The organism is Laribacter hongkongensis DSM 14985 (assembly GCF_000423285.1).
Classification (GTDB): Bacteria; Pseudomonadota; Gammaproteobacteria; order Burkholderiales; family Aquaspirillaceae; genus Laribacter; species Laribacter hongkongensis.
On record NZ_AUHR01000006.1, the window covers coordinates 1 to 13,987 of the forward strand.

Below are 13,987 nucleotides of genomic sequence, written 5' to 3' on the forward strand. Positions count from 1 at the left end.
TGTCGGCCCAGCAGGTCGGTGACCATATCGTCATCGAAGTAGCCGACGACGGACGCGGCATGAATGCCGGCATGCTGCGCAAGAAAGCGCTGGAAAAAGGCCTGATCGACCTCGAGCAGGCCAACAGCCTTGACGACAAACAGGCACTGCACCTGATCTTTTTGCCAGGTTTTTCAACCAAGGACCAGATTTCCAGCGTATCCGGCCGGGGTGTCGGCATGGATGTGGTGCGGACCAACATCCAGAAGCTCAACGGCCGCATCGACATCAGCTCGGCCCCGAACGAAGGCACCAAGATCAGCATTTCGCTGCCGCTGACACTGGCCATCCTGCCTGTACTGGTGGTCAAGGTCTGCAACCAGCCATTTGCCGTACCGCTGGCGATGGTCCGGGAAATCATCCCGTTCTCGTCTGATTCGATCCAGGAAGTTTCGGGCCGCCCGACCATCGTGGTGCGGGACGAAATCCTGCCGGTGCGCCGCCTGACCGAACTGCTGGGCTGGAAAGCAACCCAGGAGCCGTGCTTTGGCGTACTGATGCAGTCGGCAGAGAAAACCTTCATCCTCGCCATCGACTCCTTTATCGGTCGTGACGATGTCGTCATCAAACCGCTGCAAAACATCCGCCCCAAAGGCGTGGCGGGTGCCACGCTTTCGGGTGACGGTGCCGTGGTGCTGGTGCTCGACATGGAAGATCTGCTGAGCAATGATCGCGGCGACCACAAGCTGGCCCGGGCGGGCAATATGCCCATGCTAGAAGCCGCTGCTGTCTGAGCAATATCCCCAGCCTCCGGTCAGTGACCTGACAAAGAAACCGGCCGGCAGACCAGTCTGCTGGCCGGTGGGCCTCAAGCGAAACCATATGAAGCAACCTTCCGCTTATATCGGCCGTCAACCCGTTTTGAACCGTAATCAGCAGATTATCGGCTACCAGATCCTGTTCCGGCCGGCAAAACACCAGCAAGACCACGGCATGGAAGATGCTGAACGGCATATTGGCAGCCACATCATTGTCAATACGTTGTCGAATATGGACGCCAGCGCCCTGATCGGCAACAAATACGCCTTCATCAAGGTTGGCCCCAGCCTGCTGATGAGCGACTTTCTGGACCTGCTGAATCCCCAGCGGGTCATCCTTGAGCTGTCCTCCTCCCTGGATTCCGATCCGGCCATCATCAAGCGTACCGAGCAATTGCGCCACCACGGTTTTGGCCTTGCACTGGATGATTACCAGCCCGCCGACAAACGCCATGGCCTGCTGCACGTTGCCAACTACGTCAAACTGAGCCTCCAGCGCCTCGGACGTGAGCCACTGGACGAACTAAGCCAGGAGCTGCGCCATTTCCCGCTGATCCAGATAGCCGAACAGGTCGAAAGCCAACAGGACTTCGCCTATTGCCATGAAATCGGCATGGACGGTTTTCAGGGTCGCTACTTCGCCCGCCCCGAAACACTGTCGGCACAAACGCTGCACCCGCAACTCGGGAACATCATCCAGCTGCTCAACAAATTACGCAGCAACGCCGAGCCCACTGAAATCGAGCTGGGATTCAAGCAGGATGTCGCCATGAGCTACAAGCTCTTCCGCTACATCAACTCGGCCGGATTTGCCCTCGTCAACGAAATCACCAATTTCCGGCAGGCCGTGACCCTGTTGGGCTACCAGAAACTGTATCGCTGGCTCACCCTGCTGCTGGTTACGGCCAGCGAGGATGTCGGCGTACCGCCGGCCCTGCTCAAGACCGCAGTGACCCGTGCACGCTTCATGGAACTGCTGGCCCGTCAGGTCGGGCGGCGCCTGGAGCCGGACAACGCGTTCGTCACCGGCATGTTTTCACTGCTGGACGTACTGCTGGACATGCCGATGACCAACGCGCTCGACAACCTACTCCTGCCTGACGACATCCGTACGGCACTGCTTGACCGGACCGGTGTGCTGGGCGTCATGCTAAGACTGGTCGAGTCGTGCGAAGATCCCCAGCTGGCGGACACCGGACTCCTCTCGCATGCACTGGAACTGTCCCCCGACATCCTGAACGCCGCCCATGTTTCCGCCCTTTCCTGGGTGGAGGAGCTACGGATTTGACCTGTGTACCGTCCGGGTCACTGTGCTACCCTACGCCTCGCTCCGCCAGCGGGGCGTTGTCTTTCTGCCTGCATTTTCCGAGCCTTACATGAACCTGATCGCGCTCGATACCTCGACCGAATTCCTGTCACTGGCCATCGCCATTGACGGCACGCTCCTGAACGAACACCAGCATGTCGGCCAGCGCCATGCCGAACTGACCCTGCCGCTCCTGCGCTCGCTGCTGGCCGACAGCCAGCATGTCCTGCAAGATTTTGACGCCATCGTCTACAGCCAGGGCCCGGGTGCCTTCACGGGATTGCGCATCGGCTGCGGCATCGCTCAAGGCCTGGCCCTGGCAGCCGGCCTCCCGCTGATCGGCATACCCACTCTGGACGTACTGGCCCACCAGCACCCCGGCCCGCGCGTACTGGCCTGCCTTGATGCCCGCATGGGCGAAGTCTATGCCGCAGCATACGACAAGGAAACCGGCAGCTTGCCCCTCGCCATGGGTGTCTGGAAACCCCAGGAGCTCCCCGTTCCGGACGGCCAGTGGCAAGGTGCCGGCAACGGCTTTGCCGTATTCGGCGACAGCCTTGCCGAACGGCTGGGTGCCAGCTTGACAGACGCTGACAGCTCTCTGGTCCCTTCTGCCAGTGCAATGATCGAACTGGCCCGCAGCCAGCGCTACTCCCGTATTGCACCGGAACAGGCCGAACTCGTTTACCTGCGCAACAAGGTCGCACTGACCACCGCCGAACGGGCCCGCCAATGAATCATCACCTGCGACAGGCCCGGGCAGCAGACATAGACACACTGGCCGGCATGGCAGCCCGTAGCCAGACTGGCCCCTGGAGTGCCGGACAGCTACTGGATTCGCTCAAGGCCGGGCACGCCATTACGGTACTGGAGCAGGATGGATACCCCATCGGTTTCGCCGTCGTCCAGGTTGTGCTGGACGAGGCAGAACTGCTGGAAATCGTGATAGACCGCCCGCACCAGCGCCACGGCTGGGCGCGCTGTCTGCTAGATCACCTGCAACGGCAATTACACCAGCAAGGTGTCAACCGGCTGTTGCTGGAGGTGCGGGAGGGTAATCTCCCTGCACTCTCGCTTTACCGGCAATACGGACTGACCGAATTCGGCCGCCGCCGTGGTTACTACCCTGCTGCCGGCGGCCGCGAAGACGCCATCCTGATGGACATGCGGATATGAGCCGTCGCAACCAGGTACTTGATGCCCTGCAACTGACCGGCTGGTGCTTGCGCCAACCGGAATCCGGCCTGCCCGCAAGGGCGAGCGAAGTCATGACGTTGCCGCAACCTGAGGTGCTCCCTCCCGCTACCGGCACCGAACCAGCTCCGGCCGTGGTACTTGCACCCCCGACCGCCGTCATGGAGCAAGTGACAGCAACCGATGACTGGGACAACCTGTCCCGGCAAGTCTCCGGCTGCCGCAGCTGCCGTCTGTGTGAAACCCGGACCCGGACCGTGCTGGAACGCGGCAACCGCCAGGCTCCCCTGATGCTGATCGGCGAAGGACCGGGCGAACAGGAAGACCTGCAAGGTCGTCCCTTTGTCGGGCCAGCAGGCAAACTGCTGGATGCCATGCTGACAGCCACAGGCTGGTCGCCGGAGCAGGATATGTATGTCTGCAATGTGGTGAAATGTCGTCCGCCAGGCAACCGCAATCCGCAACCGGATGAAATGGCAGCCTGTCAGGCCTACCTGCAAACGCAAATCAGGCTGGTGCGTCCGCGCCTGATCGTTGCACTCGGGCGGGTGGCAGCCCAGTCATTGCTGGCGACCGAACTCTCGGTCGCCCGGCTGAGAGGCCAGACGCACCAGTATGCCGGCTATCCGCTGGTCGTCACCTATCACCCGGCCTACCTGCTGCGCAACTTGCCGGACAAGGCCCGCGCCTGGCAGGACCTGTGCCGGATCCGCCGCGAACTGGACACGCAGGTACCCGGCCAGTCGTCATGACCTGACGACGACTGGCCAAGAGACTACATCTCGTCAGTAGCCGCCAGTACCCGGTTCTTGCCGGCCAGCTTGGCACGATACATGGCGTGATCGGCCCGTTCGATCAGGTCAAGTTCGGACTCTCCGGCACTCCAGACGGCAATGCCGGCCGAAAAGGTGATGACCAGACGGTCTTCATTGGCGAGGAAGAAGGTTTTGGTCAGGTCCCGCTGCAGGCGCTCGATCAGTTCCAGTGCCTGTTCCTGCGAGGTATCCGGCATCAGGACGACAAACTCCTCGCCCCCGAAACGGGCCACGGCATCGCTGGGACGCACCCGCTCGCTGACCAGATCAACCACATAGCGCAAGGCATTGTCGCCCGTGCGGTGACCGTAGCGATCATTCAGTTGCTTGAAGTTGTCGATGTCGATCAGCGCCAGCGCCAGCGGCTGGCCACTTCGCTCGGCCCGGCTGGCTTCACGCATGAACTGCTCGTCCAGCCCGCGCCGGTTCAGCGCCCCGGTCAGCTGGTCCTCCTTGATCTTGGTACTGGCCTCGACCAGCTCGGCTTCCAGCAATTCGATCCGGGCATTGACAGCCTCGACCTGATGCCGGGCACCTTGCAGTTCATCATGCGCCGACGCCAGATCGGTATGGATGGCACGGGTATCCTGCATCAGCCGGCCAAGGATGCCGTGTAGCCCGACCACATCGTGCGTCAGGGCCACTTCTTCGCCGTAGCGGGAAAACCGTTCGCGATAGGTATCGGTCTGGTTGGCCAGCATGCCGACCCGGCTGATGAAGCTGTCGAGCATCGACCGCATCGAGTCGGTCGCTTCATCCAGACTGTGCTTGATCAGGCCCTGCTGGTACACCGCCTCCTTGAGACTGGCTTCGAGCTGGTAGATCTTGCGCATGGAGAGCGGCGCCTGGCTCAGGATGTCACGCATGGCCTCGACCTGCCCCCCCACGCGGGAATCCGTCCCGACCAGCTCGGAAATGTTGTCAAGCAGCACGCCCAGCAGTCCGGCCAGCGCATTGGCCAGACGGTCCTCCTGCTCCAGTACCAGTTCGAGCCGGATCCAGAAGCGCTTGAGCCGCCGGCCGAGCATTTCCAGATCATGCCCGCTGACTGTTTCATCCAGGAGCGAAACAAGGTTCATCAGCTCCTGCGCCAGCTCCGGATAGCCTTTCAGGCGCGGTGAGACACCATTGACCAGCGTGCCCCGCAGGATGGTGCGCCACGACATGCCGGCACCGTCATCAGGACAGGCCGGCCCTGAACCCGAACTGCCCAGGAAAGAGCCTGCCATCCCGGAAGATTCGTCAGCCACACCCGGCAACTCGTCAAATGTCAGCAGACTGTCAGCCGGACGCATGGAAGCAGCGCTGGTTTTCCAGTTGTCCAGCAGGTTTCCGAGCTTGCCGTAGAGCAACAGCGGCTGTGCCCCCGCTACGGACAGGACCCGTTCGAGGGTTTCGCGCTTGTGCGACTGGCTGATGGACAGCGGCATGTCCCACAGGCGCACCAGCTCGCGCAGGATGCGCGCCCAGTCCTGCCCGGCGGTCTGCTGCTCGGCCAGCGCCTGCATGACGGAGAATGACAGTTCGGCGCCATCGTGCCAGCGCTCTCCTTCAAGGGCCTGCCTCAGCCGGCCCAGACGCGGAGACAGCCCGGAAATACCCGGCTGCTGCTCGATGTACTCCAGCAGTTCACGGGCAAAGACGTTGGTTTCGTCGGGCTGGTGCGCGATTTCACAGAATGCCCGCCGGTAATGTTCGGGCGTAGGCGGAAGCTTATCGGCCGCGAGCTTGAGCAGCGCTTCTCGGGCGATTTCAGCGGGTGTCATCGGCACGGAGGGCTTTGGAGAGATTCGACCGGACGATTATACGATCGGCCCGGCAACACGCCTACCAGGTTAGTCAAACATCATGTATCAGCGTGCAACAGGTCCGAGAACCTGGAAAAACACTTCTCCCTGCCGCACCATGCCCAGTTCGTTGCGGGCGCGTTCTTCAACGGCAGCATGACCGGTTTTCAGATCCTGCACATCGGCTGCCAGCACCATGTTGCGGGACAGCAGTTTTTCGTTGAGGGCACGCTGCTCGGTCAGCTGCGACTCAAGCTGCAACGAGCGCACCCAGCTGCCCTTGCCAAACCACAGGGGCCACTGGAGCAAGGCAATACCGGTCAGCAGGACTACAGGAACAATACGCATAGGGAGAAAAAGCCGCCGGCAGTAACCGGCGGCCCGGACAGTAAGTTACTTCAGATGATAGAACGCAGCACGACCCGGATACGAGGCAGCACTGCCCAGTTCCTCTTCAATGCGCAGGAGCTGGTTGTACTTGGCCATGCGGTCAGAACGCGACAGCGAGCCGGTCTTGATCTGCATGCAGTTGGTGGCCACGGCGAGGTCGGCAATGGTGCTGTCCTCGGTTTCGCCGGAGCGGTGACTCATCACGCTGGTGTAGCCCGAACGCTTGGCCAGATCAACGGCCTTGAGCGTTTCGGACAGGCTGCCGATCTGGTTGATCTTGACCAGCAGGCTGTTGCAGATGCCTTGCTTGATGCCTTCGGCCAGGATGGCCGGATTGGTGACGAACACGTCGTCGCCCACCAGCTGCACCTTGTCGCCCAGCTTGTCGGTCAGCAGCTTCCAACCGGCCCAGTCGTGCTCGCTCATGCCGTCCTCGATCGACATGATCGGGTAGTTGTCGCACAGGGTCGCCAGATAGTTGGTGAACTCTTCGCTGCTCAGCGCCAAGTTTTCGCCGGCCAGATGGTATTTGCCGTCCTTGTAGAATTCCGAGCTGGCGCAGTCAAGCGCAATCAGCACGTCTTCACCCGGCACGTAACCGGCCTTGTCGGTGGCTTCGAGGATCAGCTTGATGGCATCTTCGTTGCGGGCGAGGTTCGGGGCAAAACCGCCTTCGTCGCCCACTGCGGTCGAGTAGCCCTTGTCGGCGCAGATCTTCTTCAGCGTATGGAAGATTTCCGCCCCGCAGCGCAGCGCTTCGCGGAAGCTCCTGGCGCCCACCGGCATGATCATGAATTCCTGGATGTCCAAGGTGTTGTTGGCGTGCGCGCCGCCGTTGATGACGTTCATCATCGGCACCGGCAGGCTCATCGGGCCGGAACCGCCCAGATAGCGGTAAAGCGGCAGGCCGACTTCGAGTGCGGCGGCCTTGGCCACGGCCACCGATACGGCGAGGATGGCATTGGCGCCGAGGCTGCCCTTGTTGTCGGTACCGTCGAGTTCCAGCAGGGTCTGGTCGATATAGGCCTGGTCGGTCGGGTCCAGTCCGATCAGGGCTTCGCAGATTTCATTGTTGACGTGCTCGACGGCCTTGAGCACGCCCTTGCCCAGATAGCGGCGGGCATCACCGTCGCGCAGTTCCAGCGCTTCCTTTTCGCCGGTCGAGGCGCCCGACGGCACCGCCGCGCGGCCCATCACGCCACTGTCGAGCCACACGTCGCATTCGACAGTCGGATTGCCGCGCGAATCCAGTATCTCGCGGGCGATCACATCCACGATCGAGCTCATCAAAATTCCCCCTTGTATTCAAACGGAATGTTACGGAAGCAAAAGAACGGGGCGTTCATGCACGCCCCGTCCGGAAACGACTGGTGTCACAAGGCCTGCTCGGCCAGGGGACGCGATTTGACCAGGCGATCCAGTTCGACCAGCGTGGCCAGCAGGTCGTAGAGCCTGGGTAGCGGCCATGCATTGGGCCCGTCGGACAGTGCCTTGCACGGGTCCGGATGGGTTTCCATGAAGATGCCGGCAATGCCGGTTGCCACGGCTGCGCGGGCCAGTACCGGCACGAATTCGCGCTGGCCACCCGAGCTGGTGCCCTGCCCGCCGGGCAGCTGCACCGAGTGGGTGGCATCGTAAACCACCGGGCATCCGGTCCCGCGCATGATGGCAAGGCTGCGCATATCGGATACCAGGTTGTTGTAGCCGAACGAGGCGCCGCGCTCGCACACCATGATGGTGTCACCGTCGAAACCGGCCTCACGGGCACCGTGGCGGGCCTTGGCCACCACGTTGAGCATGTCACCCGGCGCGAGGAACTGGCCCTTCTTGATGTTGACCGGCTTGCCGGTAGCCGCCACGGCGCGGATAAAGTCGGTCTGCCGGCACAGGAATGCCGGAGTTTGCAGGACGTCGACCACCGAAGCCGCCAACGGAGCTTCTTCGGCGGTATGCACGTCGGTCAGTACCGGTACGCCAACCTGTTTTTTGACCTTGTCGAGGATGGTCAGGCCGGCATCAATGCCGAAACCGCGAAAGCTCTGGTCGGAGCTGCGGTTGGCCTTGTCGTAGCTCGACTTGTAGATGAACGGCAGGCCAAGGCGGCCGGCCATTTCCTTGAGCTGGCCGGCGGTATCGATGGCGAACTGTTCACCTTCGATGACGCAGGGACCGGCAATCAGGAAGAGGGGCTGGTCGAGCCCCGCGTCGAATCCACACAGTTTCATGCATGACTCCTGTTGTCCGGACAAGGCTCAACGGCCTGCCCGGCACAGCATTACTTGTTGTCAGCCTGGTAAGCCAGCGCTGCCTCGACATAGGCCTTGAACAGCGGGTGGCCGTCACGCGGGGTCGAGGTGAATTCCGGATGGAACTGGCAGGCGAAGAACCAGCGGTGGTTGGGCAGCTCGATGGTCTCGACCAGTTTTTCGGCTCCGGCCGAACGCCCGCTGATTTTCAGTCCGGCAGCCTCAAGGCGGTCGATATAGTGGTTGTTGACTTCGTAGCGGTGACGGTGACGCTCGACGATATGCTCGGCTCCATAAATGCGGGCAGCCAGTGAGCCGGATTCGAGCACGCACTCCTGTCCGCCAAGGCGCATGGTGCCGCCGAGGTTGGAGTTTTCGTCACGGGTTTCGATCTTGCCGTCGTGGTTGACCCACTCGTCAATCAGCGCCACGACCGGGAAGTCGGTCTCGACATCAAACTCGGTCGAGTTGGCGCCCGGCATGCCGGCCATGTCCCGTGCGTATTCGATCAGCGCCATCTGCATGCCAAGGCAGATGCCCAGGTAAGGAATGTTGTGCTCGCGTGCGTAGCGGACGGCCTTGATCTTGCCTTCGACACCGCGCTTGCCAAAGCCGCCCGGCACGAGGATGGCGTCCATGCCCTTGAGTGCGGCACACCCGTCACGCTCGACTTCTTCGGAGTCGATGTAATGGATGTTGACTTCGCTGCGGGTGTGAATGCCGGCGTGCTTGAGGGCTTCGGACAGTGATTTGTACGATTCGGTCAGGTCAACGTATTTGCCGACCATGGCGATGTTGACACTGCGGGCCGGGTGCTCGATGGCATCGATGATGCCGTTCCACACCGACAGGTCGGCCGGCGGCAGCGACAGGTCGAGATGTTCGCAGATGATGTCGTCGATGCCCTGGGCGTGCAGCATGCCCGGCACCTTGTAGATGCTGTCGGCGTCGTAACAGCCGATGACGGCGTTTTCCTCGACGTTGCAGAAGAGCGCGATCTTGCGCTTTTCATCCTGTGGCAGCTCGCGGTCCATGCGGCAGATCAGGATGTCCGGCTGGATGCCGATTTCACGCAGTTCCTTGACCGAATGCTGGGTCGGCTTGGTCTTGATCTCGCCGGCCGCGGCAATGTAGGGCACGTAGGACAAATGCACGTAGAGGGTGTTCTTGCGCCCGAAATTGCTGCGCATCTGGCGGATAGCCTCAAGGAACGGCAACGATTCGATGTCGCCGACCGTACCGCCGACCTCGACGATGGCCACGTCCACGTCGCCGGCGCCTTCGCGTACCTTGTGCTTGATTTCGTCCGTGATGTGCGGGATCACCTGCACGGTACCACCAAGGTAGTCACCACGGCGTTCCTTGGCGATGACCGATTCGTACACCTGGCCGGTTGTGAAGTTGTTGCTCTTCTTCATCTTGGCGTGGATGAAGCGCTCGTAGTGTCCTAGATCAAGGTCGGTTTCGGCGCCGTCCTCGGTGACGAACACTTCACCATGCTGGAACGGACTCATTGTGCCCGGATCGACGTTGATGTACGGATCGAGCTTGAGCATGGTGACCTTGAGACCGCGCGACTCGAGGATCGCTGCAATGGACGCGGCGGCGATGCCTTTGCCCAGTGAGGAGACAACGCCGCCGGTAACGAAGATAAACTTGGTCATGGGATGTGAGACTCTACGGAATCCGGGATTGTAGCCGCAAAGGCAGGCGGCTTCAATTCACGCCCCCGGCAACACCTTGACTTTAGACGACAAACAGCAGCTGTCCGCGCGCAATGGCGCACCTTCCGTCAAACTGATTCCCGAGCGGTTCCCGGCTTGAGTAGGCTTCTGTTTTTATGGTATAAAGCCGGCTTTTACTGGATTCTGGAGATTTCACATCATGGCGCGAGTTTGCAAAGTCACCGGCAAGCGTCCGATGGTGGGTAACAACGTATCCCACGCCAACAACAAGACCAAGCGCCGCTTCCTGCCGAACCTGCAGTATCGCCGCTTCTGGGTCGAGAGCGAAAACCGCTGGGTCCGCATGCGCGTGTCGAACGCTGCCCTGCGTACCATCGACAAAGTTGGTATCGACGCCGTTCTTGCCGATCTGCGTGCCCGCGGCGAGATCTAATTCTCAGCCGAAGCAGCTGCTGACGACCCTATTCACCAAGAAGGAACGCCACCATGCGTGACAAGATCAAGCTGGAGTCGACCGCTGGTACCGGTCACTTCTACACCACCACCAAAAACAAGCGCACCATGCCGGAAAAGATGGAAATCAAGAAATTTGATCCGGTTGTACGCAAGCATGTCATCTACAAGGAAACCAAGCTCAAGTAACCGGGCTTTCTCCTTGTCGCCAAAACCGTCCAGGCCAATGCCGGGCGGTTTTGTTTTGCGTAAAAACAACATGAAAAAACCGGTGCATGCGCCGGTTTTTTTGTTCGCCTGCTTCTTAATGAGTTGACTGCATGGTCGAATGCAACAGCTTGTCGGTATAGGCAATGGCAGCAGCCGAAACCAAGAAAGCCAGATGCAGCGCCAGTTGCCATTTGATCGTGTGCTCCGGCAACTGCCCGGCATTAATGAATGTCTGCAACAGGTGGATCGAGGAAATGGAAATGATGGCCATCGACAGCTTGACCTTCAGCACCGAAGCATTGACATGATCCAGCCACTCCGGCTGGTCCGGGTGATTATCCAGCCTCAGGCGTGACACAAATGTTTCGTAACCGCCCACCGTCACCATCAACAGCAGGTTGGCAATCATCACTACGTCGATAAGTCCCAGCACTGTCAGCATGATCTCGATTTCAGTCAGCCGTGACAACTGCGTCAGCAGCTCCCACAGCTGGCTGAGAAACTTCCATGCATACACGCCCTGCACCACAATCAGTCCCAGATAAATGGGAAGCTGTAGCCAGCGGCTCCAGAAAATGACCTTGCCCAGCCGGGAGGCTGGAACCGGAGTGGCCGGCAAGGTCGCAACAGAAGGCAGTCGATCGCTCATAAAACCATTGATGTTGAAGGAAAATCACAAACCCAGACGCTGGCACAGCGTCGAAATCGATCCGGCAGCATTCAGGGTGTAGAAGTGCAGCCCGGGTGCACCGCCCGACATCAGGCGATCACAAAGGTCCGTTACCACATCCAGCCCCAGCGCCCGGATCGAATGCACGTCATCGCCATAGCCCGCGAGTTTCAGCCGCAACCAGCGTGGAATCTCGGCTCCGCACAGATCGGAAAAACGTGCCAGCTGACTGAAGTTGTAGATCGGCATGATGCCCGGCACGATCGGAATGCCCACTCCGCGAGCTTCTGCCTCGTCCACGAAACGGAAATAGGCATCGGCATTGAAAAAATACTGCGTGATCGCCGAATTGGCTCCTGCCTTGACCTTGCGTGCAAAGGCATCCAGATCGGCCTGCGCACTGCCGGCCTGCGGGTGGTACTCCGGGTAGGCCGCCACCTCGATATGGAAATGGTCGCCGTAGTGCTCGCGGATGAACGACACCAGTTCATTGGCGTAACGGAACTCTCCCACCCCCCCCATGCCCGAAGGAATGTCCCCGCGCAGCGCCACCACATGACGAATGCCATGGGCACGATACTCGTCCAGGATGGCGCGGATGTTGTCTCGCGTAGAGCCGATGCAAGACAGGTGCGGAGCCGCAGCATGGCCTTCGGCCCGGATATCCAGCACCGTCCGCAACGTTCCCTCACGCGTCGTGCCTCCGGCGCCAAAGGTCACGGAAAAAAAACCCGGCTTGAAGCGGGCCAGCTGCTTGCGTGCCGTCGCCAGCTTGGCCCGTCCCTCATCGGTCTTGGGCGGAAAAAATTCAAAACTGATCGTAGGCGTGGCACTCATCCGGAAACTCCGTCATTCAATTAGATTGTCCCAACTGTGCCGCAAGCCCTGCATGCAGGCAAGCAGGTGAAAGGCATATGCAAATGACAAACAAAGGCCCCCGCCACAGCGGGGGCCCTGAGTTGCGGCGACAGGATTACAGCGTGCCCAGCGACTGGCGTACGGCTTCTAGGCACAGGGTGTACAACCCGTTGGGCAGGATCCCCAGACCCAGCAGCACGAGACCGTTCACGCCCAGCACCAGTTTCATGTCCCCGCCGACCGTCAGTGCATCGCCCGCACTGCCGGTTGCCTCATCAAAGTACACCGCCTTGACCACACGCAGGTAATAGAAGGCACCGATCAGCGACATCACCACGCCAACCACGGCCAGCCAGGTCAGGCCAACGTTCACGGCGGCTTCCAGCACGGCGAACTTGGCATAGAACCCTACCAGCGGCGGGATGCCGGCCATCGAGAACATCACCAGCAGCACCAGCAAGGCATACCAGGCATTCTTGCGGTTCAGCCCCTTCAGGTCATCCAGCGTTTCACAGTCAAACCCGGCACGCGACAGGGCCAGCAGCACACCGAAACCAGCCAGTGCCATCAGCATGTAGGTAATGGCGTAGAACATTGCGGCACTGTAACCGGCCGGCGTCGCAGCCAGAATGCCGATCAGCATGAAGCCCATGTGCGAAATGGTCGAATACGCCAGCATGCGCTTGATGTTGGTCTGCATGATGGCCGCCAGATTGCCCACCACCAGCGAGGCAATTGCCAGCAGGATCAGCATCGGTTGCCATGCCACGGCCGCCGGTTCCAGCGCCTGCGCCAGGAAGCGGATCACAAACACGAATGCTGCCAGCTTCGGGGCCGAACCGACAAACAGAGTCACGGCCGTCGGAGCACCCTGGTATACGTCAGGCACCCACATGTGGAACGGTACCGCGCCCAGCTTGAACGCCAGACCGGCCACGATGAAGACCAGCCCCAGGCTGACCAAGGTCACGTTGGCATTGCCGGAAGCAATCGACTGGGCCACGGCCACGATGTGCAGCGACTGGGTACCACCGTACACCATCGAAACACCGTAGAGCAGCAGGCCAGAGGCCAGCGCACCCAGCACGAAGTACTTCATTGCCGCCTCGGTGGCCGGCACCGATTCACGCGACAGCGCAATCAGTGCATACAGGGCCAGCGACAACAGTTCCAGACCGATATACAGCGTCAGCATGTGGCTGGCCGACACCATGACGCACATGCCCAGGAGGGCAAACAGCATCAGGGTAAACAGCTCGCCCTTGAGAAAGCCGCGGTCAAAAGCGTACTGGCGGGCATAAATCATCGCGACACCCGTCGCCACCACCAGCCCCAGCTTGGCTACGCTGGCAATCGGGTCAGCCACGTACATGCCGCTGAAAGTCAGCACCGGGTACGGCAGCCATGCAGCCAGCGTGGCTGCACCGGTTGCCACCAGGGCCAGCATCGACAGCAGATAGGTCACACCGCGGCGTTCGCCCTTGACGAACAGGTCGATGATCAGGATCGCCGACACCGCGATGAGCAGCACGATCTCCGGCATGGCCGGCATCAGGTTCAAATCAGCCCAACTCAT

The 13,987-nt window shown here is 60.7% G+C and carries 15 protein-coding genes; 7 read left to right on the forward strand and 8 right to left on the reverse strand.

Annotated features, from left to right (window positions below):
• The 5 genes from G542_RS16245 to G542_RS0107025 all read left to right on the forward strand — a co-directional run.
• The coding region (locus G542_RS16245) for a chemotaxis protein CheA (RefSeq protein WP_034985264.1) at window positions 1-773 on the forward strand (773 nt) is incomplete at its 5' end.
• A gap of 88 nt (window positions 774-861) precedes the next feature.
• Window positions 862-2,085 carry an EAL and HDOD domain-containing protein gene (locus tag G542_RS0107010; RefSeq protein WP_012696038.1) on the forward strand — a complete coding sequence of 408 codons (1,224 nt, stop codon included), beginning with the start codon at window positions 862-864 and terminating at the stop codon, window positions 2,083-2,085.
• An 88-nt stretch (window positions 2,086-2,173) separates the two neighbouring features.
• A complete protein-coding gene (gene tsaB / locus G542_RS0107015; protein WP_012696037.1) occupies window positions 2,174-2,839 on the forward strand; it encodes a tRNA (adenosine(37)-N6)-threonylcarbamoyltransferase complex dimerization subunit type 1 TsaB in 666 nt (221 codons plus the stop codon).
• Window positions 2,836-3,279, forward strand: a complete 444-nt coding sequence (gene rimI / locus G542_RS0107020; RefSeq protein ID WP_012696036.1) for a ribosomal protein S18-alanine N-acetyltransferase — start codon at window positions 2,836-2,838, stop codon at window positions 3,277-3,279. Before tsaB ends, rimI begins: the two co-directional genes overlap by 4 nt.
• Window positions 3,276-4,049, forward strand: a complete 774-nt coding sequence (locus G542_RS0107025; protein WP_027823752.1) for a uracil-DNA glycosylase — start codon at window positions 3,276-3,278, stop codon at window positions 4,047-4,049. The genes rimI and G542_RS0107025 overlap by 4 nt, the downstream gene beginning before the upstream one ends.
• A gap of 23 nt (window positions 4,050-4,072) precedes the next feature.
• On the opposite strand, the gene G542_RS0107030 is transcribed toward G542_RS0107025, so the two are convergent.
• The 5 genes from G542_RS0107030 to pyrG all read right to left on the reverse strand — a co-directional run bounded on the left by G542_RS0107030 (window position 4,073) and on the right by pyrG (window position 10,199).
• On the reverse strand, window positions 4,073-5,878 hold the full coding sequence (locus G542_RS0107030) for a GGDEF domain-containing protein (RefSeq protein ID WP_012696034.1): 1,806 nt from the start codon (window positions 5,876-5,878) through the stop codon (window positions 4,073-4,075).
• Window positions 5,879-5,965: 87 nt separating this feature from the next.
• On the reverse strand, window positions 5,966-6,247 hold the full coding sequence (ftsB, locus tag G542_RS0107035; RefSeq protein WP_012696033.1) for a cell division protein FtsB: 282 nt from the start codon (window positions 6,245-6,247) through the stop codon (window positions 5,966-5,968).
• 45 nt (window positions 6,248-6,292) lie between these two features.
• The gene (eno, locus tag G542_RS0107040; protein WP_027823753.1) at window positions 6,293-7,576 is read right to left on the reverse strand and encodes a phosphopyruvate hydratase; all 1,284 of its coding nucleotides are present in this window, start codon (window positions 7,574-7,576) and stop codon (window positions 6,293-6,295) included.
• Between the two features lie 86 nt (window positions 7,577-7,662).
• Window positions 7,663-8,514: a 3-deoxy-8-phosphooctulonate synthase gene (gene kdsA, locus G542_RS0107045; RefSeq protein ID WP_012696031.1), complete on the reverse strand. Its 852-nt coding sequence runs from the start codon at window positions 8,512-8,514 to the stop codon at window positions 7,663-7,665.
• Between the two features lie 50 nt (window positions 8,515-8,564).
• Window positions 8,565-10,199, reverse strand: coding sequence for a CTP synthase (gene pyrG / locus G542_RS0107050; protein ID WP_027823754.1), 1,635 nt, complete (start codon window positions 10,197-10,199; stop codon window positions 8,565-8,567).
• A 220-nt stretch (window positions 10,200-10,419) separates the two neighbouring features.
• Between pyrG and rpmB the strand changes: the two genes are divergently transcribed.
• Together rpmB and rpmG are read left to right on the forward strand one after the other, a co-directional pair.
• The gene (rpmB, locus tag G542_RS0107055) at window positions 10,420-10,653 is read left to right on the forward strand and encodes a 50S ribosomal protein L28 (protein WP_012696029.1); all 234 of its coding nucleotides are present in this window, start codon (window positions 10,420-10,422) and stop codon (window positions 10,651-10,653) included.
• 53 nt (window positions 10,654-10,706) lie between these two features.
• Window positions 10,707-10,862, forward strand: coding sequence for a 50S ribosomal protein L33 (rpmG, locus tag G542_RS0107060; protein WP_012696028.1), 156 nt, complete (start codon window positions 10,707-10,709; stop codon window positions 10,860-10,862).
• Between the two features lie 115 nt (window positions 10,863-10,977).
• On the opposite strand, the gene G542_RS0107065 is transcribed toward rpmG, so the two are convergent.
• The 3 genes from G542_RS0107065 to nuoN all read right to left on the reverse strand — a co-directional run bounded on the left by G542_RS0107065 (window position 10,978) and on the right by nuoN (window position 13,987).
• Entirely contained in the window at window positions 10,978-11,532 is a 555-nt protein-coding gene (locus G542_RS0107065; protein ID WP_012696027.1) for a TIGR00645 family protein, read from the reverse strand.
• Between the two features lie 24 nt (window positions 11,533-11,556).
• Window positions 11,557-12,390: a methylenetetrahydrofolate reductase [NAD(P)H] gene (gene metF / locus G542_RS0107070; RefSeq protein WP_012696026.1), complete on the reverse strand. Its 834-nt coding sequence runs from the start codon at window positions 12,388-12,390 to the stop codon at window positions 11,557-11,559.
• 136 nt (window positions 12,391-12,526) lie between these two features.
• Window positions 12,527-13,987 (reverse strand): NADH-quinone oxidoreductase subunit NuoN, encoded by a 1,461-nt coding sequence (gene nuoN, locus G542_RS0107075; RefSeq protein ID WP_027823756.1) that lies wholly within the window; start codon window positions 13,985-13,987, stop codon window positions 12,527-12,529.